Source organism: Streptomyces sp. NPDC056347 (genome assembly GCF_042262625.1).
GTDB lineage: Bacteria > Actinomycetota > Actinomycetes > Streptomycetales > Streptomycetaceae > Streptomyces.
In genome coordinates this window covers 1-17,809 of record NZ_JBHJQP010000113.1, presented here as the reverse complement: position 1 = coordinate 17,809, position 17,809 = coordinate 1, and the positions used below count along the sequence as shown (strand labels likewise).

12 protein-coding genes are annotated in these 17,809 nt (G+C 72.4%); 10 read left to right on the top strand and 2 right to left on the bottom strand.

Translation table 11 applies throughout. The features are described 5' to 3' along the window. The first annotated feature begins 95 nt into the window (after positions 1-95). Complete coding sequence (locus tag ACFCV8_RS24105) at positions 96-1,922, top strand: chitinase (RefSeq protein WP_376687500.1); 1,827 nt, start codon at positions 96-98, stop codon at positions 1,920-1,922. Here the strand turns inward: ACFCV8_RS24105 and ACFCV8_RS24100 are convergent. Both ACFCV8_RS24100 and gabT read right to left on the bottom strand, forming a co-directional pair. Continuing rightward, the gene (locus ACFCV8_RS24100) at positions 1,907-2,485 is read right to left on the bottom strand and encodes a phosphatase PAP2 family protein (protein WP_376687499.1); all 579 of its coding nucleotides are present in this window, start codon (positions 2,483-2,485) and stop codon (positions 1,907-1,909) included. The two genes, ACFCV8_RS24105 and ACFCV8_RS24100, sit on opposite strands and share 16 nt — an antisense overlap. A 382-nt stretch (positions 2,486-2,867) precedes the next feature. Continuing rightward, positions 2,868-4,208 carry a 4-aminobutyrate--2-oxoglutarate transaminase gene (gabT, locus tag ACFCV8_RS24095; protein ID WP_376687498.1) on the bottom strand — a complete coding sequence of 447 codons (1,341 nt, stop codon included), beginning with the start codon at positions 4,206-4,208 and terminating at the stop codon, positions 2,868-2,870. A 272-nt stretch (positions 4,209-4,480) separates the two neighbouring features. On the opposite strand from gabT, the gene ACFCV8_RS24090 reads away from it, so the two are divergent. The 9 genes from ACFCV8_RS24090 to ACFCV8_RS24050 all read left to right on the top strand — a co-directional run bounded on the left by ACFCV8_RS24090 (position 4,481) and on the right by ACFCV8_RS24050 (position 17,779). Further along, complete coding sequence (locus ACFCV8_RS24090) at positions 4,481-6,835, top strand: ATP/GTP-binding protein (protein WP_376687497.1); 2,355 nt, start codon at positions 4,481-4,483, stop codon at positions 6,833-6,835. 109 nt (positions 6,836-6,944) lie between these two features. Continuing rightward, positions 6,945-8,513 (top strand): PucR family transcriptional regulator, encoded by a 1,569-nt coding sequence (locus ACFCV8_RS24085; protein WP_376687496.1) that lies wholly within the window; start codon positions 6,945-6,947, stop codon positions 8,511-8,513. A gap of 140 nt (positions 8,514-8,653) precedes the next feature. Further along, positions 8,654-10,099: an aldehyde dehydrogenase family protein gene (locus ACFCV8_RS24080; protein ID WP_376687495.1), complete on the top strand. Its 1,446-nt coding sequence runs from the start codon at positions 8,654-8,656 to the stop codon at positions 10,097-10,099. Between the two features lie 302 nt (positions 10,100-10,401). Then, positions 10,402-11,664, top strand: a complete 1,263-nt coding sequence (gene dxr, locus ACFCV8_RS24075) for a 1-deoxy-D-xylulose-5-phosphate reductoisomerase (protein WP_376687494.1) — start codon at positions 10,402-10,404, stop codon at positions 11,662-11,664. Further along, positions 11,661-12,971: an RIP metalloprotease gene (locus ACFCV8_RS24070; RefSeq protein WP_376687493.1), complete on the top strand. Its 1,311-nt coding sequence runs from the start codon at positions 11,661-11,663 to the stop codon at positions 12,969-12,971. The genes dxr and ACFCV8_RS24070 overlap by 4 nt, the downstream gene beginning before the upstream one ends. A 213-nt stretch (positions 12,972-13,184) precedes the next feature. Further along, positions 13,185-14,339: a flavodoxin-dependent (E)-4-hydroxy-3-methylbut-2-enyl-diphosphate synthase gene (ispG, locus tag ACFCV8_RS24065; protein WP_376687492.1), complete on the top strand. Its 1,155-nt coding sequence runs from the start codon at positions 13,185-13,187 to the stop codon at positions 14,337-14,339. A gap of 155 nt (positions 14,340-14,494) precedes the next feature. Continuing rightward, positions 14,495-15,340, top strand: a complete 846-nt coding sequence (locus tag ACFCV8_RS24060; protein ID WP_376687491.1) for a GNAT family N-acetyltransferase — start codon at positions 14,495-14,497, stop codon at positions 15,338-15,340. A 92-nt stretch (positions 15,341-15,432) separates the two neighbouring features. Next, positions 15,433-16,047 (top strand): GNAT family N-acetyltransferase, encoded by a 615-nt coding sequence (locus ACFCV8_RS24055; RefSeq protein WP_376687490.1) that lies wholly within the window; start codon positions 15,433-15,435, stop codon positions 16,045-16,047. A 37-nt stretch (positions 16,048-16,084) separates the two neighbouring features. Beyond that, a complete protein-coding gene (locus ACFCV8_RS24050; protein ID WP_376687489.1) occupies positions 16,085-17,779 on the top strand; it encodes a proline--tRNA ligase in 1,695 nt (564 codons plus the stop codon). Positions 17,780-17,809: the final 30 nt, after the last annotated feature.

The window sequence follows — 17,809 nt, the reverse complement described above, 5'->3', positions numbered from 1 at the left end:
TGGGCGGCTCCGTTCTGTCAGAGGTCTTGACAACCTGATTGGTCTGGACCATCTTGTGGCCGCCGCACTCGATTCCCCCAAGCACGGAGGCAGTTGTGGAACGTACGGGACCCCCCGCCCGATTGACCGGTTTCGTGGCCGCCTTCTCGGCCGCGCTGCTCGCCGCCGCTGGACTGACCGCCCTCGCCCCGTCCGCCGCCGCGGCCGACGCCGAACTGGCCCGCAACGGCGGCTTCGAGTCCGGACTGGACGGCTGGAGCTGTACCGGCGGCAGCGGGACCACCGTCGCCACCCCGGCGCACGGCGGAACCTCGGCGCTGAAGGCCACCCCGGCCGGCGCCGACAACGCCAAGTGCTCCCAGGTGGTGAACGTCCAGCCGGACTCCACGTACACGCTGAGCGCCTGGGTGCAGGGCTCGTACGTCTATCTCGGGGCCGAGTCCACCGGTACCACCGACGTCTCCACCTGGACCCAGTCGTCCTCCGGCTGGAAGCAGCTGACCACCACGTTCAAGACCGGCCCCGCCACCAAGCAGGTCACCGTCTACACCCACGGCTGGTTCGGCACCCCCGCCTACTACGCCGACGACCTCTCCCTGATCGGCCCCGGCGGTACCCCCGTCGAACTCCCGGCCACCCCCGCCGGCCTCAGGGCGGGCACCGCCACCGCCTCCTCCGTCGACCTCTCCTGGACCGGCTCGGCGGGCGCCACCGGATACAACGTCTACCGGGGCGGCACCAAGGTCCTCGGCGTCACCGGCACCTCCGCCACCGTGACCGGACTCACCGCGTCGACCGCGTACAGCTTCCAGGTCACCGCGGTCAACGCGGCGGGCGAGTCCGCCAAGTCCGCCGCCGTCCAGGCCACCACCACGGCGGGCGGAGGCGGCGGGGGCGGCGGCCAGCTGCCCGCCCACGCCCTCGTCGGCTATCTGCACGCCAGCTTCGCCAACGGCTCCGGCTACACCCGGATGGCGGACGTACCCGACTCCTGGGACGTCATCGACCTGGCCTTCGGCGAGCCGACCTCGGTCACCTCCGGCGACATCCGCTTCTCGCTCTGCCCGGTCACCGAATGCCCGAACGTCGAGTCGGAGGCCGAGTTCAAGGCCGCCGTCAAGGCCAAGCAGGCCGCGGGCAAGAAGGTGCTCATCTCCATCGGCGGCCAGAACGGCCAGGTGCAGCTCACCACCACAGCCGCCCGCGACACCTTCGTCTCCTCGGTCAGCAAGATCATCGACGAGTACGGTCTGGACGGCCTCGACATCGACTTCGAGGGCCACTCGCTCTCGCTGAACACCGGGGACACCGACTTCCGGAACCCGACCACCCCGGTCGTCGTCAACCTGATCTCCGCGGTGAAGACCCTCAAGGCCAAGTACGGCGAGAAGTTCGTCCTGACCATGGCCCCGGAGACCTTCTTCGTCCAGCTCGGCTACCAGTACTACGGCTCCGGGCCCTGGGGCGGCCAGGACCCGCGGGCCGGTGCCTACCTCCCGGTCATCCACGCGCTGCGCGACGACCTGACCCTGCTGCACGTCCAGGACTACAACTCGGGCTCCATCATGGGGCTGGACAACCAGTACCACTCGATGGGCGGCGCCGACTTCCACATCGCCATGACCGACATGCTGCTCACCGGCTTCCCGGTGGCGGGCGACCAGACGAAGGTCTTCCCGCCGCTGCGCCCCGAGCAGGTCGCCATCGGCCTGCCGGCCTCCACCCAGGCGGGCAACGGCCACACCTCGCCCGCCGAGGTCACCAAGGCGCTGAACTGCCTGACCAGGAAGACCGACTGCGGTTCCTACACCACCCACGGCACCTGGCCCGCCCTGCGCGGACTGATGACGTGGTCGATCAACTGGGACCGGTTCAACAACGGGGAGTTCTCGAAGAACTTCGACGCCTACTTCGGGCGCTGACCGCCCCGTAGCGCACCCGGGCGCAGCGGCAGCAGCACCGCTCCGAACAGGAGCCAGCTGCCCAGCACGTCCAGCGGCCAGTGGTAGCCGCGCAGCACCAGACCGATGCCCGTCGCCGTGGCCAGGAAGGCAGCGGCGACGGGCATCATCCACGACCACCGCCGCCCCGGGCGCGCCAGCAGCAGCGCCGCCGCCCCGTAGGCCACCAGGGCCGTCGCCGCGTGCCCGGACGGGTAGTGGCCAATGGCTTCGGTCAGCGGTCCCGGGCGGGCGATCCACGCCTTCAGCGGTACGACGAGCAGCGGCACGGTGGCCATCGCGAGCGCCGCGTACAGTGCCCGGCGCCGCGCGCCGCGCACCAGGGCGAGAACGATCGAGCAGGCGAGCACCGGAAGGGCGACCTGCGTGTTGCCGAGATCGGCGAGGAGCTCGGTCAGCCGGGCGGGGCCGTGCCCCACGACGGCCCGGCCGGTCCGCTCGTCCAGCCCGCGCAGCGGGCCGTCGGCCGCGACCTGCCAGGTGATCAGCGCGAAGAGCGCCGGAGCCAGGAGCGCCCACAGCACCGGGGAACGAAGAAGAGCCGGCCGCCCGGGAACCGGGGGGATGGTTCCGGGGCGGCCGGTCGGATCGGTTTGCCGCACGCCCCGGGGGGTCTGGGGCGAGCGGCCATCCGATCGGTGAGGAGTTCCGGAACCAGAGGTTCCAGCGGCGTGCGCGATGGCACGGCCGGACCGGCGCCGGGGAGGCTCCGACCCGGCATCGCCCGTAGTCCCCTGCGGGCGGGGTGTCTCTCTCATCTGCAGAAACCGTACGGCAGCGGAAGGGGGACCGACAGCGGGAAGCGGATCCCGCCATCGGCCCCGCACACCTTCTTCACAGGCCCTCACGCGGGCCCCGCCGGGACCCCGCGAAGGCGGGATCCCGGACCGTCGGAGCTCGCACGGATCAGATCGTGGCGAATGCCTGCTCGATGACGTCGAGCGCCTCGTTCAGCAGGTCCTCGCCGATCACCAGCGGCGGCAGGAAGCGCAGGACGTTGCCGTACGTACCGCAGGTCAGGACCAGCACGCCCTCCGCCTGGCAGGCCTTGGCGAGCTTCGCGGCGGCCTCCGGGTTCGGGTCCTTCGAGCCGGACTTCACCAGCTCGATCGCGATCATCGCGCCACGGCCGCGGATGTCGCCGATCACGTCGCCGTTGGGCAGCTTCGCCTGCATCTCGGCGAGGCGGCCCTTCATGATCTCCTCGATGCGCTTGGCCTTGCCGTTCAGGTCCAGCTCGCGCATGGTCTCGATGGCGCCGAGGGCACCGGCGCAGGCGACCGGGTTGCCGCCGTACGTGCCGCCGAGGCCGCCGGACTGGGCGGAGTCCATGATCTCGGCGCGGCCGGTCACGGCGGAGAGCGGCAGACCGCCCGCGATGCCCTTGGCGGTGGTGATCAGGTCCGGGACGATGCCCTCGTCCTCGCAGGCGAACCACTGGCCGGTGCGGCAGAAGCCGGACTGGATCTCGTCGGCGACGAAGACGATGCCGTTGTCCTTGGCGAACTGGGCGATCGCCGGGAGGAAGCCCTTGGCCGGCTCGATGAAGCCGCCCTCGCCGAGCACCGGCTCGATGATGATCGCGGCGACGTTCTCGGCGCCGATCTGCTTGTTGATCTGGTCGATGGCCTGGGCGGACGCCTCGGCACCGGCGTTCTCGGCACCGGTCGGCCAGCGGTAGCCGTACGCCACCGGAACCCGGTAGACCTCGGGCGCGAACGGGCCGAAGCCCTGCTTGTACGGCATGTTCTTGGCGGTCAGCGCCATGGTGAGGTTGGTGCGGCCGTGGTAGCCGTGGTCGAAGACGACGACCGCGGTGCGCTTGGTGTGGACGCGGGCGATCTTCACCGCGTTCTCGACGGCCTCGGCGCCCGAGTTGAACAGCGCCGACTTCTTCGGGTGGTCGCCCGGGGTCAGCTCGGCGAGCTGCTCGCAGACCTCGACGTAGCCCTCGTACGGCGTGACCATGAAGCAGGTGTGGGTGAAGTCGGCGAGCTGCGCGGAGGCGCGGCGCACCACGGCCTCGGCGGAGGCGCCGACCGAGGTCACGGCGATACCGGAGCCGAGGTCGATCAGGCGGTTGCCGTCCACGTCCTCGATGATCCCGCCACCGGCGCGGGCGGCGAACACCGGCAGGGTGGAGCCCACTCCTGCGGCCACCGTGTTCAGCCGGCGGGCCTGAAGCTCCACCGACTTCGGGCCGGGGATGGCCGTGACGACGCGTCGCTCCTGCGGGATTTCGGTCATGTGGGGCTCCTGGGGGGATGTTTCGGACGCTTTTCCTGCAGGCTAGGGGCGGGGCCCGGGGTCCGGCATGTTCCGTTCGGGAGTGGTGGCCGGGCGCCGTTGTCCGTGGTGGACATGGCGGGGCGGCGCGAGGCGCCGGGGAAGACCCCGGCCACCGGCCCGGACATCCCTGCGGGCCGCGTCAACGGGCGGTGCGGGGCACTAGATTGAGGGCTTCGGGCGTCCGCGCCCGGGAATACGGTCGGCGCTGGTCAGGGGACGAGGGACAGCACATGGACACCGAGGGCACGAACGACTCACGCTCCACCCGCTCGGGTCATCCGGTGCCGCGCCCGGCCACCCCGCCGCCGCCCGAAGCGCCGCCCAGGCCCGGTCACGCCCCCGCGGCCCGGCCCCCGGTCGAGAGCTGGCTGCGGACCCGGCGCGCGGCGGCCGAGCCCGGCCTGTGGCGCTTCGGCCACGTACCCGGCCCCGAGGCCGACCCGGACCGGGTGCCCGACCGGGCACTGATCGGCGGCGCGGTGGTGGCGCTGCTCGCCGCCCTGCTCGTCTGGTCGCTGTGGCGCAACGGCTACGTGCCGCACAGCCGCGTCCTGCTGGAACTGGTCACCCCCTCCGACTGGTGGGGGCTCCGGCGCCCCATGGCCGCCGTGACCGCGCTCTCCGCCTACAACAGTCTGGTCGCCGTCCTGGTGATCTGGGGCTTCGGCAGGCTCGGCAACTGGCGCGGGGTCCTCCACCGCTACGCCGTCGACCACCCCCTGCCCGGCCGCGCGGTGCGCACCGGGCTGGTCGCGGCCGTCCTGGTCTGGTGCTTCGTGAACGCCGACGGGCTGCTGCCCTTCGACGACCTGGCCCTGGGGCTGACCCCCTACTCCTGGCTGTACAGCGGCACCGCCCAGGAGGTCGCGGACCGGGTGGAGGCCTTCACGACCGTGTACCACCTGGTGGGCGCCGCCGTGATCCTGCTGCTGATCGGGCGGGCCGGGAACTGGCTCGGCATCGTCCGCGAGCTGCGCGGCGGCCGCGCGAGCGGCCCGGAACAGCCGACGGCCCCGGCGGTGGACCCGGCCGACTGGCCCCGGCTGCGCGCCGCGGGCCAGCAGGGCGCCGCCGACCGGCTGGTCGCCGAGCAGCGCACCGGCCGCATGAACGACGTCGACTGCGTACGCATCCGGCGCGCCTGGAGCACCGTGGAGGCCGACTCCGCGCGGCTGCGTCCGTTCGTCGACTCCGTGCTCGGCCAGGGCGCGGGGGCCTGCCCGCACCCCTCGGGCGCCCGGGACCTGCCGGTCCGCTCCGCCACCCACGACCTGCTCACCTCGCAGGTCCGGCTCGGCCGCTACCCGGACCGCGACCGCAGCCCGGCCGCCCGGCGGGGCGCGGGCGCCGCCGTCGACCCGGCGGTGCTGGGCGCTTCCCTGCTGGCCGTCGGTCCCTTCGGCGCGGGCAAGACCCGGCACGTGGTGCGGCCCGTCGTGGAGTCGCTCGCCCTCCAGGCCCTCACCGGGAAGGCCGTCGTCATCGCCGTCTGCGCGGCCGGTACGCCGCTCGGGCCCGACGAGGGCTACGACGTGGTGATCAGGCCCGGCGACCCCTCCTGCGCCCACGACCTGGACCTGTACAGCGGGACCGACGACGCCGACGAGGCAGCCGCCCTCCTTGCCGAGGCGCTCGCCGGGGACCTGGCCGACGTCGACGCGCGGCGCGCCACCACGGCGCTGGCCCAGCTCCTCGGCCCGTACCGGGCGGCCCACGGCCGCTTCCCCGCCGTCCCGGTGCTGCGCGAACTCCTCGACGGCTCGCCAGGCGCCCTCGCGGAGCTCCGGGCCCGGCTCGACGCCGACACGCACCGCTCGTACGTCCGCGAACTCGACGGCCGGGCCCGGCAGACCGGCACCCCCGGCGACCCGGGCGTCCGGCTGGCCGACCGGCTCGCGGCCCTGGACCGGCCCGCCTTCGCCGGGTTCTTCGACCCCGGGGCCGCCGCCCGCCCCTTCTCGGCGCGCACTCTCGAACACCCGCTGCGGGTCCGCATCGACCTCCCGGAACGCGCCCACCCCGAGGCCGCCCGGCTGCTGACCCGGCTGGTGCTCGCCCAGTTCACGGCCGGGGCGACGGCCCGCGCGGACCACTCCCTGTTCGCCTTCCTCGCCCTGGACGACGCCACCCACACCATCACCACCGAGTCCGTGCGGGCCGTGCAGCGGCTGCGCAGCCGCAACGCCGGAGTGCTGCTCACCCTGCGCGGACTGGACGACGTCCCCGAGGCCCTGCACACGACGCTGCTCGGCTCGGTCGGCTGCCACATGACCTTCTCCGGCGTCACCACCTGGGACGGCCGGCTCTTCGCGCAGGCCTGGGGCACCGAGTGGGTGGAGACCACCGAGGTCGCCAAGCACACGGTCTTCGCCGACCAGCCCCTCACCCGCGCCGTGCACGCCCTGCGCAAGCTCGTCACCGGCAAGGCGGTCACCACCGACGCGGTGACCGTCCGCAAGGTCGAGCGGGAGCGCTGGTCGGCCTCCGAACTGGCCCACCAGGTGCCGGCCGGGCACGCGGTGCTCTCCCTGACGACCGTCGACGGCGAGCACGCGCCCCCGCTCCTGGTGGATCTGAACGGCTGAACGCGCCCTCCCGCCGCCGGTCCTGCCGAACCAGGCCAGCCTGGCAGAATTGGGAGTGGCCGTTCGTACGGGACGGCGAAAACCGACACCTTGAGGTCCCGCGGTCCCCATGCCCCTCACTCTCGCCTCGCTCGTCCAGCGCCCGGCGCTCAAACTGACCGTGCGCGCCGGCGCGGACCGGCTCGACGCGCCCGTGCGCTGGGCGCACGCCAGCGAGCTGACCGACCCCGTGCCGTACATGGAAGGTGGCGAGTTCCTGCTCGTCACCGCCACCAACCTGGACGCCGAGAACCCCGAGGCGATGCGGCGGTACGTGCGACGGCTGGCCGGCGCCGGGGTCACCGGCCTGGGCTTCGCCGTCGGTGTCAACTACGACGAGGTGCCGCGGGCGCTGATCGACGCGGCCGAGGAGGCCGGGCTGCCCCTCCTCGAAGTGCCGCGCCGCACCCCGTTCATCGCGATCGCCAAGGCGGTGTCCTCAGCCATCGCCGAGGACCAGTACCGGGCCGTGACGGCCGGCTTCGAGGTCCAGCGGGAGCTGACCCGGGCGGCGCTCTCCGGTGAGGGCCCCGGCGAACTGCTCGCCCGGCTCGCCGCCCACCTCGACGGCTGGGCCGCGCTGTACGACGCGGCGGGCCAGGTCGTCGCCTCCGCCCCCGAGTGGGCCGCCCGCCGCGCCGCCCGGCTCACTCCCGACGTGGAACGGCTCCGGGACCGTGCCGCCCCCGCCAGCATGGTCGTCGGCAGCGCCGAGGACCGGGTCGAGCTCCAGTCCCTGGGCACCGGCCGCCAGGTCCGCGGCGCGCTGGCCGTCGGCACGGACGCGGCCCTGGGCACCGCCGGGCGGTACGCCGTCCACTCCGCCGTCGCCCTGCTGACCCTGACCACCGCACGCTCCCGCTCCCTCCAGGGCGCCGAACAGCGCCTCGGCGCGGCGGTGCTGCGGATGCTGCTGGCCGGCCAGCCCGACCACGCCCGAGCCGTCGCCGGAGACCTCTACGGCGGGCTGCTCGACGCCCCGTTCCGGCTGCTCATCGCGGAGGCCGCCGAACCCGCCGGCCCCGCGGCGCTCGGCGAGGCGATGGAGGCGGCGGCCCTGCGCGCCGGCGAGACCGTGCTCTCCGTACCCGAGGGCAACCGGCTCGTCGTCCTCGCCGCGGACGGCGGAGCGGCGGTCACCGCCTGCGCCGCGTACGCCGAGGCCCAGGAGGCCCGGAACACCGGCGAAGGGGCCAAACCGGACGAGGCTGTCGTCGTCGTGGGCCTCTCCGCCCCGGCCGGTCCGATCGCCGTGTCCGCCGCGTACAAGCAGGCCGAGCAGGCTCTCTCGGTGGCCCGCCGCCGGGGCAGGGCGCTGGTCGAGCACGAGGAGCTGGCGGCCGGCTCGGTGCTGCCGCTGCTCGCCGACGACGCGGTGCGTGCCTTCGCCGACGGCATGCTCCGCTCCCTGCGCGAGCACGACGCCAAGGGCCGCGGCGACCTCGTGGCCTCGCTGCGCGCCTGGCTCGCCCACCACGGCCAGTGGGACGCCGCCGCGGCCGACCTAGGCGTACACCGCCACACCTTGCGCTACCGGATGCGCCGGGTGGAGGAGATCCTGGGCCGCTCGCTGGACGACGCGGACGTCCGCATGGAGCTGTGGCTGGCGCTGAAGGCGACCAGCGCTCCCGCGCCGTAGACGCCGGCCGAGGGGGTCGCGACCGACAATCCGGAGCGTCCGCGGCGCGCACTGCTCCACCCCGGACAAACGCCGAAACGGCCCCGCGGCCCTACGGTGGGGGCAAGACACCCCCACCGCTCCGAAGGGCCGGAAACTCCATGACTTCCACCCACGCCTTCTGGCTGGCCGGCCGCCAGGCCACCGGCGAGGACAGCTTCGACGTCACCAACCCCTGGGACGGCCGTCACGTCGGCACCGTCAGCGTGCCGACCGACGCCCAGATCGAGGAGGCCGTCGCGGCCGCGCACGCCGTGCGCGAGGAGTTCGCCGCCACCCCGGCGCACGTCCGGGCCGCCGCACTCGACCACGTCGTACGGCGCATGGTGGAGCGCACCGAGGAGCTCGCCCAGCTGATCTCCGCCGAGAACGGCAAGCCCATCAAGTGGGCCCGTGGCGAGGTCGGCCGCGCCGTCTCCGTCTTCCGGTTCGCCGCGGAGGAGGCCCGCCGCTTCAACGGCGGTGACGCCCAGCGCCTGGACACCGACGCCGGCGGCACCGGCCGCCTCGGCCTGACCCGGCGCTTCCCGCGCGGCACGGTCCTCGGCATCGCGCCGTTCAACTTCCCGCTGAACCTGAGCGCCCACAAGGTCGCCCCGGCCATCGCCGTCGGCGCCCCGATCATCCTGAAGCCGGCTCCGGCCACCCCGATCTCGTCGCTGATCCTGGGCGAGCTGCTGGCCGAGACCGACCTGCCGGCCGGTTCCTGGTCCGTGCTCACGGTCCCCAACGACCGGATGCCCGCCCTGGTCCAGGACGAGCGCCTGCCCGTCATCTCCTTCACCGGCTCCGGCCCGGTCGGTTACTCGATCATGGAGTCGGTGCCGCGCAAGCACTGCACGCTGGAGCTGGGCGGCAACGCCGCCGCGGTCGTCCTCGGCGACTACGCCTCCGAGGAGGATCTGGACTGGGCCGCGACCCGTATCGCGACCTTCTCCAACTACCAGGGCGGCCAGTCCTGCATCTCCGTGCAGCGCGTCATCGCGGACGCCACGGTCTACGACCGGCTGCTCCCGAAGATCGTCGCGGCGGTCGAGGCCCAGGTCACCGGCGACCCCTCGGACCCGGCCACCGAGGTCGGCCCGCTGGTCAGCGAGGACGCCGCCAAGCGCGTCGAGTCCTGGGTGGACGAGGCCGTCGAGGCCGGGGCCCAGCTGCTCGCCGGTGGCAAGCGGGACGGCGCCACCTACGCGCCGACCGTGCTCACCGAGCTCCCGGACGGCGTCACCCTCTCCTGCGAGGAGGTCTTCGGACCGGTGCTGTCCGTGCAGAAGGTGAACGGCGAGGCCGAGGCCTTCGAGGCCGTCAACTCCTCCAAGTACGGCCTCCAGGCCGGTGTGTTCACCCATGACCTGCAGACCGCCTTCCGCGCCCACCGGGCCCTGGAGGTCGGCGGCGTGATCATCGGTGACGTCCCCTCCTACCGCGCGGACCAGATGCCGTACGGCGGCGCCAAGCAGTCCGGCGTCGGCCGCGAGGGCGTCCGCTACGCCATGGACGACTACACCTACGAGCGCGTGCTGGTCCTCACCGGCCTCGCCCTGTAGCCCGGAACCGGACCGGCCCGACCGGCCCGCCCCGTCACCTGTGTCTCCGCCTGGACAGCACGACAGCAGGTGACAACGAGACGGCCTGAACCCACTGTGCGGGGGTTCAGGCCGTCCCGCTGTTCCGGGGAAGCCGTCCCCGCCCGCAGGAACCGTCCGGAGCAGCCCCGTCCACGGACCGCGCGCACCCCGGGCCACGCACGGCACGACACCGCGGCGGACCCCGGTCGCGGCCGTGGTCAAGGGTCTTTCGGGCCGTCTCGCGGGACGCCCTGTCCGCGGCCACAGGTGAAGCGGCAACAATGGGGGGCATGAGCGACAGTCCTGCCCCCCTCGCCGATCCGCATCTCGTCTTCGACGCGACGGAAGGCCGACGCGATCTCGTCATCCTCGGCTCCACCGGTTCCATCGGCACCCAGGCCGTCGACCTGGTGCTGCGCAACCCCGACCGCTTCCGCGTCACCGGGCTCTCCGCCGCGGGCGGACGGGTCGCCCTTCTCGCCGAGCAGGCGCGGCGGCTGAGGGTGCGTACCGTGGCCGTCGCCGCGGCGGACGCCGTACCGGCCCTGCGCGAGGCGCTGAGCGAGCAGTACGGGACGGGCGAGCCGCTCCCCGAGATCCTCGCCGGACCCGACGCCGCGGCGGAACTGGCCGCGAGCGACTGCCACACCGTCCTCAACGGCATCACCGGCTCCATCGGACTCGCCCCGACCCTCGCCGCGCTCGGAGCGGGCCGCACCCTCGCCCTGGCCAACAAGGAGTCGCTGATCGTCGGCGGCCCCCTGGTCAAGGCGCTGGCGAAGCCGGGTCAGATCATCCCGGTCGACTCCGAGCACGCCGCGCTCTTCCAGGCCCTGGGCGCGGGCACCCGCGCCGACGTACGCAAGCTCGTGGTCACCGCCTCCGGCGGCCCCTTCCGCGGCCGCACCCGCGACGAACTGGCCGACGTCACCCGCGAACAGGCCCTCGCCCACCCGACCTGGGCCATGGGACCGGTCATCACGATCAACTCCGCGACCCTGGTCAACAAGGGGCTGGAGGTCATCGAGGCGCATCTCCTCTACGACATCCCCTTCGACCGGATCGAGGTCGTGGTCCACCCCCAGTCGTACGTCCACTCCATGGTCGAGTTCACCGACGGCTCCACCCTCGCCCAGGCCACCCCGCCGGACATGCGGGGCCCGATCGCCATCGGCATCGGCTGGCCCGGCCGGATCCCGGACGCCGCCCCCGCCTTCGACTGGTCCACGGCGTCCACCTGGGAGTTCTTCCCGCTCGACGACGAGGCCTTCCCCTCGGTCGGTCTGGCCAGGCACGTCGGCACGCTCGGGGCCACCGCGCCGGCCGTCTTCAACGCCGCCAACGAGGAGTGCGTCGACGCGTTCCTCGCCGGACAGCTGCCGTTCAACGGAATCATGGATACGGTCACCGCGGTGGTCGCCGAACACGGCACCCCCGTCCCGGGAACTTCGCTCACGGTCGCAGACGTCCTGGAAGCGGAGACCTGGGCACGGGCCCGGGCCCGTGAACTCTCGGCGAAAGCGACAGCGGAGGCGCGCGCATGAGTCTGACGACGGTCCTGCTGACGATTCTCGGCATCGCCGTGTTCGTCCTCGGCCTGCTCTTCTCGATCGCCTGGCATGAACTCGGCCACCTGTCGACCGCGAAGCTCTTCGGCATTCGCGTTCCCCAGTACATGGTCGGCTTCGGACCCACGATCTGGTCCCGGAAGAAGGGCGACACCGAATACGGCATCAAGGCCATCCCGGCGGGCGGCTACATCCGCATGATCGGCATGTTCCCGCCGGGGGCGGACGGCCGCCTGGAGGCGCGGTCCACCTCTCCGTGGCGCGGCATGATCGAGGACGCCAGGTCCGCCGCCTTCGAGGAGCTCGAACCCGGCGACGAGAAGCGCCTCTTCTACACGCGCAAGCCGTGGAAGCGCGTCATCGTCATGTTCGCCGGACCGTTCATGAACCTGGTCCTCGCCGTCGCGATCTTCCTCGGCGTGGCGATGACCTTCGGCTTCCAGACCCAGACCACCGAGGTGGCCGGTGTCCAGAAGTGCGTGATCGACCAGAGCGAGAACCGCGACAAGTGCGGGAAGTCCGACCCGGTCTCGCCCGCCCAGGCGGCCGGGCTCCTCAAGGGCGACCGGATCGTCGCCTTCGACGGCCAGAAGGTCGACGACTGGGACGCCCTCTCCGCCAAGATCCGCGACACCATCGGCCCCGCCACCCTCACCGTCCTGCGCGACGGCCAGGAGAAGACCCTCCACGCCGTGCTGGCGAAGAACTCGGTGGCCAAGAAGGACTCCAAGGGCGAGGTGATCCCCGGCGAGTTCGTGAAGGCCGGCTACCTCGGCTTCGCCGCCCAGACCGAGATCGTCCCGCTCTCCTTCGGTGACTCGGTCGTCCGCATGGGAGACATGGTCGAGAACGGCGTCGAGTCGATCATCGCCCTCCCGTCCAAGATCCCCGGCCTCTGGGACGCCGCCTTCGGCGACGGCGAGCGCGCTGCGGACTCCCCGGTGGGCGTCGTCGGCGCGGCCAGGATCGGCGGCGAGGTGATGACACTGGACGTACCGGCACAGAACCAGATCGCGATGATGCTGTTCCTGCTGGCCGGATTCAACCTCTCGCTCTTCCTCTTCAACATGCTGCCGCTGCTGCCGCTCGACGGCGGGCACATCGCCGGAGCGCTCTGGGAAGCCCTGCGGCGCAATGTCGCCCGGGTGTTCAAGCGCCCCGACCCGGGCCCGTTCGACGTGGCCAAGCTGATGCCGGTCGCCTATGTCGTCGCCGGTGTCTTCATCTGCTTCACCCTGCTGGTGCTGGTCGCCGACATCGTGAATCCGGTCAAGATCTCCTGACCCCGCCGCCCTCCGGGCACGCCCGAACGCACCTGAACGCACCGCTCCGTACACCGCGGGTGACGGCCCGGCACGCACACCGTGTCCGGGCCGTCACCGTTGCGCGGCGCTCCCGTGCGCGGTGTGCGCCCGTACTCCGCCGGTGCCGTAACCTCGAAGCTCAAAGCCCGCCGATCTCGGGACCTTGATCCACACCTTGGGGATGCTCAGCGCATGACTGCGATTTCTCTCGGAATTCCTTCCGTTCCGACCAAGCTCGCCGACCGGCGGGTCAGCCGCAAGATCCAGGTCGGGTCGGTCGCCGTGGGCGGGGACGCGCCGGTTTCGGTCCAGTCGATGACCACCACGCGCACCTCGGACATCGGCGCGACGCTCCAGCAGATCGCCGAGCTGACCGCGTCCGGCTGCCAGATCGTCCGCGTGGCGTGCCCGACGCAGGACGACGCGGACGCGCTGGCGACGATCGCCAGGAAGTCGCAGATCCCGGTGATCGCGGACATCCACTTCCAGCCGAAGTACGTCTTCGCCGCGATCGACGCGGGCTGCGCGGCGGTGCGCGTGAACCCCGGCAACATCAAGCAGTTCGACGACAAGGTCAAGGAGATCGCGCGGGCCGCCAACGACGCGGGCACCCCGATCCGCATCGGCGTGAACGCGGGCTCGCTGGACGCGCGACTGCTCGCCAAGTACGGCAAGGCGACCCCCGAGGCCCTGGTCGAATCGGCGCTCTGGGAGGCCTCGCTCTTCGAGGAGCACGGCTTCCGCGACATCAAGATCTCCGTGAAGCACAACGACCCGGTCGTGATGGTCAACGCCTACCGGCAGCTCGCCGAGCGCTGCGACTACCCCCTGCACCTCGGTGTGACGGAGGCCGGACCGGCCTTCCAGGGCACGATCAAGTCGGCCGTTGCCTTCGGCGCGCTGCTGTCGGAGGGCATCGGGGACACGATCCGGGTGTCGCTCTCGGCGCCGCCCGCCGAGGAGGTCAAGGTCGGCATCCAGATCCTGGAGTCGCTGAACCTGCGTCAGCGCCGCCTGGAGATCGTGTCCTGCCCGTCGTGCGGCCGGGCCCAGGTCGACGTGTACAAGCTGGCCGACCAGGTGTCTGCGGGCCTGGAGGGCATGGAGGTCCCGCTGCGGGTCGCCGTCATGGGCTGCGTCGTCAACGGCCCCGGCGAGGCCCGCGAGGCGGACCTGGGCGTGGCCTCCGGCAACGGCAAGGGACAGATCTTCGTGAAGGGCGAGGTCATCAAGACGGTGCCCGAGTCGAAGATCGTCGAGACGCTCATCGAAGAAGCCATGAAGATCGCCGAGCAGATGGAGAAGGACGGCATCGCCTCGGGCGAGCCCGAGGTCTCCGTCAGCTGACCCGCCGCCCACAGGCACCCGCGCCCCGCCGAACGGACACCCGACGGCGGGGCGCGGCCATGAGCGGACCCGGGCGGCAACCGGCCCCCGGCGGCACGACTGGGCCGCTTCGGTTAAAGTGCGGAAATCAGCAGACCGTATGGTGAGGCCCCCTCGTGTTGACGCAGACCACCACCCGGGTCCTCGAACCCGGCGACCTCGGTGCCGCTCTCGCCGTCCTGGAGAGCGAGCCCGTCGCCAACGCCTTCGTCACGTCCCGGGTCCGGATCGCGGGGCTCGACCCCTGGCGCCTGGGTGGCGAGATGTGGGGCTGGTACGCCGAGGGGCGGCTCCGCTCGCTCTGCTACTCGGGCGCCAACCTCGTCCCGATCTGCGCCACCCCCGAGGCCGTCCGCGCCTTCGCCGACCGGGCCCGCCGGACCGGCCGCCGCTGCTCCTCCATCGTCGGCCCCGCCGAGCCCACCGCCCAGCTCTGGCGGCTGCTCGAACCGGGCTGGGGCCCCGCCCGCGAGGTCCGCGCGAACCAGCCGCTGATGGTCACCGAGAGCCCGTCCGCCGACATCACCCCCGACCCGCACGTCCGCCGCATCCGCAAGGACGAGATGGACCTGCTGATGCCGGCCTGCGTGGCCATGTTCACCGAGGAGGTCGGCATCTCCCCGCTCGCGGGCGACGGCGGACTCCTCTACCAGGCCCGGGTCGCCGAACTCATCGGCGCGGGCCGCTCCTTCGCCCGGATCGAGGACGGCAAGGTCGTCTTCAAGGCGGAGATCGGCGCCGCGACCCCGCAGGCCTGTCAGATCCAGGGCGTCTGGGTCGCCCCCGAACACCGCGGCCGCGGACTCTCCGAGACGGGCATGGCGGCGGTGCTGCGCTACGCCCTGGCCGATGTCGCCCCCGTCGTCAGCCTCTACGTGAACGACTACAACACCCCCGCGCGCCGGGCCTACGCCCGGGTCGGCTTCCGGGAGACCGGCGCGTTCATGAGCGTGCTGTTCTGAGCCTCGCGTCCGACCCCTCGCGTCCGCCCCCTCGTACAGCCCGCACCCGTACCCCGTACCCCGTACCCCGCCACGGCCAGTAGGGTCGGCACATGGCAGCAGCTTCCGAAGGCGGCCCCCGCACCGCAGGCGTCCGGATCGGGCCCGTCGACCTCGCCGCACGCGTGGACGAGGCACTCGCCGTGCAGGCCGTCGCCTTCGGCCTCGGCTCCGAGGAGGTCGAGGTGCGCCGCCACATCGTCCTCAGACACCTCGACCACCCCGAGGCCCGTGCCCTCGGCGCCACCACCGCGGACGCGCGGCTCGTCGGCTTCGTCTACGGCATGCCCAACGAGCGCGGCCAGTGGTGGTCGACCGTCGTCGAGCCCTACCTCCGCGACACCGGCCGCGCCCACTGGCTCGACGACGCCTTCGTCGTCACCGAACTCCACGTCCTGCCGGACTTCCAGAACCTCGGCATCGGGCGCGCGCTGATCACCACCCTCACCGACGCCGTCGGCCACCCCCGGTCGATCCTCTCCGCCATCGACACCGACAGCCCGGCACGCGGCCTGTACCGCAGCCTCGGCTACCAGGACCTGGCCCGGCAGGTCCTCTTTCCCAGCGCCCCGCAGCCGTACGCGGTGATGGGAGCCCCGCTCCCGCTGCGCCGCCGTTCCCGCGGTCCGGGTGATATGGATTTCCGCCCACCCGCACCGCCCGGCTAACCTCCTGCACATCACCCTTTCCGAGCAGGAGTTCACCATGGCCCAGGTCCAGCGCATGTCCCGATTGATGATCAAGACACTGCGCGACGACCCGGCCGACGCCGAGACGCTCAACCACAAGCTGCTCGTCCGGGCCGGATACGTACGTCGCACCGCGGCCGGAATCTGGACCTGGCTGCCGCTCGGCAAGAAGGTCCTGGAGAACATCACCCGCGTCGTCCGCGAGGAGATGGACGCCATCGGCGGCCAGGAGGTGCTGCTTCCCGCCCTGCTGCCCAAGGAGCCGTACGAGGCGAGCGGCCGCTACGAGGAGTACGGCGACCTGCTCTTCCGGCTCCAGGACCGCAAGGGCTCCGACTACCTCCTCGGCCCCACCCACGAAGAGATCTTCACCCAGGTCGTCAAGGACATGTGCTCGTCCTACAAGGACCTGCCCGTGATCCTCTACCAGATCCAGACCAAGTACCGCGACGAGGCCCGCCCCCGCGCCGGTGTGCTGCGCGGCCGCGAGTTCCAGATGAAGGACTCGTACTCCTTCGACACCACCGACGAGGGCCTGGCCGAGGCGTACCAGCTGCACCGCGGCGCCTACATCCGGATCTTCGAGCGGCTCGGCCTCGACCACCGCATCGTCTCCGCGGTCTCCGGTGCCATGGGCGGCTCGGCCTCCGAGGAGTTCCTCGCGCCCGCCCCGGCCGGCGAGGACACCTTCGTCGACTGCCCCGCCTGCGACTACGCCGCCAACACCGAGGCCGTGACCTTCAACGCCACGGCGGTGGACGGCTCGGCGCACGGCCCCGTCGAGGAGCTCGACACCCCCGACACCCCGACCATCGAGACGCTCGCCGGGCACCTCGGTGTCCCGGCCTCCGCGACCCTGAAGAACCTGCTGGTCAAGGTGGACGGCGAGATCGTGGCCGTGGGCGTGCCGGGTGACCGCGAGGTCGACCTCGGCAAGCTCGGCGAGCACCTGGCGCCCGCCGTCGTCGAGCTGGTCACCGCCGAGGACTTCGTGGGCCGCCCCGACCTGGTGCGCGGCTACGTCGGCCCGCAGGGCCTGGAGAAGGTCCGCTACATCGCCGACCCGCGCATCGCCCCCGGCACCGCCTGGATCACCGGCGCCAACCAGGAGGGCAAGCACGCGAAGAACGTCGTCGCGGGCCGTGACTTCGAGGTCTCCGACTACCTCGACGTCGTCGTCGTCGAGGCGGGCGACCCCTGCCCCAAGTGCGGCACCGGCCTCCAGGTGGACCGCGCCATCGAGATCGGCCACATCTTCCAGCTGGGCCGCAAGTACGCCGACATCTTCTCGCTCGACGTCCTCGGCCAGCAGGGCAAGCCGGTCCGCGTCACGATGGGCTCGTACGGCATCGGGGTCTCCCGCGCCGTTGCCGCCCTCGCCGAGCAGACCGCCGATGACAAGGGCCTGTGCTGGCCCCGCGAGGTCGCCCCGGCCGATGTGCACGTCGTCGCGGCGGGCAAGGCGCTCCAGACCGAGCTGGCGCTCGACGTCTCCGAGAAGCTGAGCGCGGTGGGGCTGCGGGTCCTGGTCGACGACCGCGCGGGTGTCTCGCCCGGCGTGAAGTTCACCGACGCCGAGCTGATCGGCGTTCCGAAGATCCTCGTCGCCGGCCGCCGCTCGGCCGAGGGCGTCGTGGAGCTGAAGGACCGCCGTACCGGTGAGCGCGAGGAGCTCACCGTCGACGAGGCGATCGCCCGCCTCAGCGCCTGAGCCCGTACGACGCCGCAGGCCCCCGTGCAC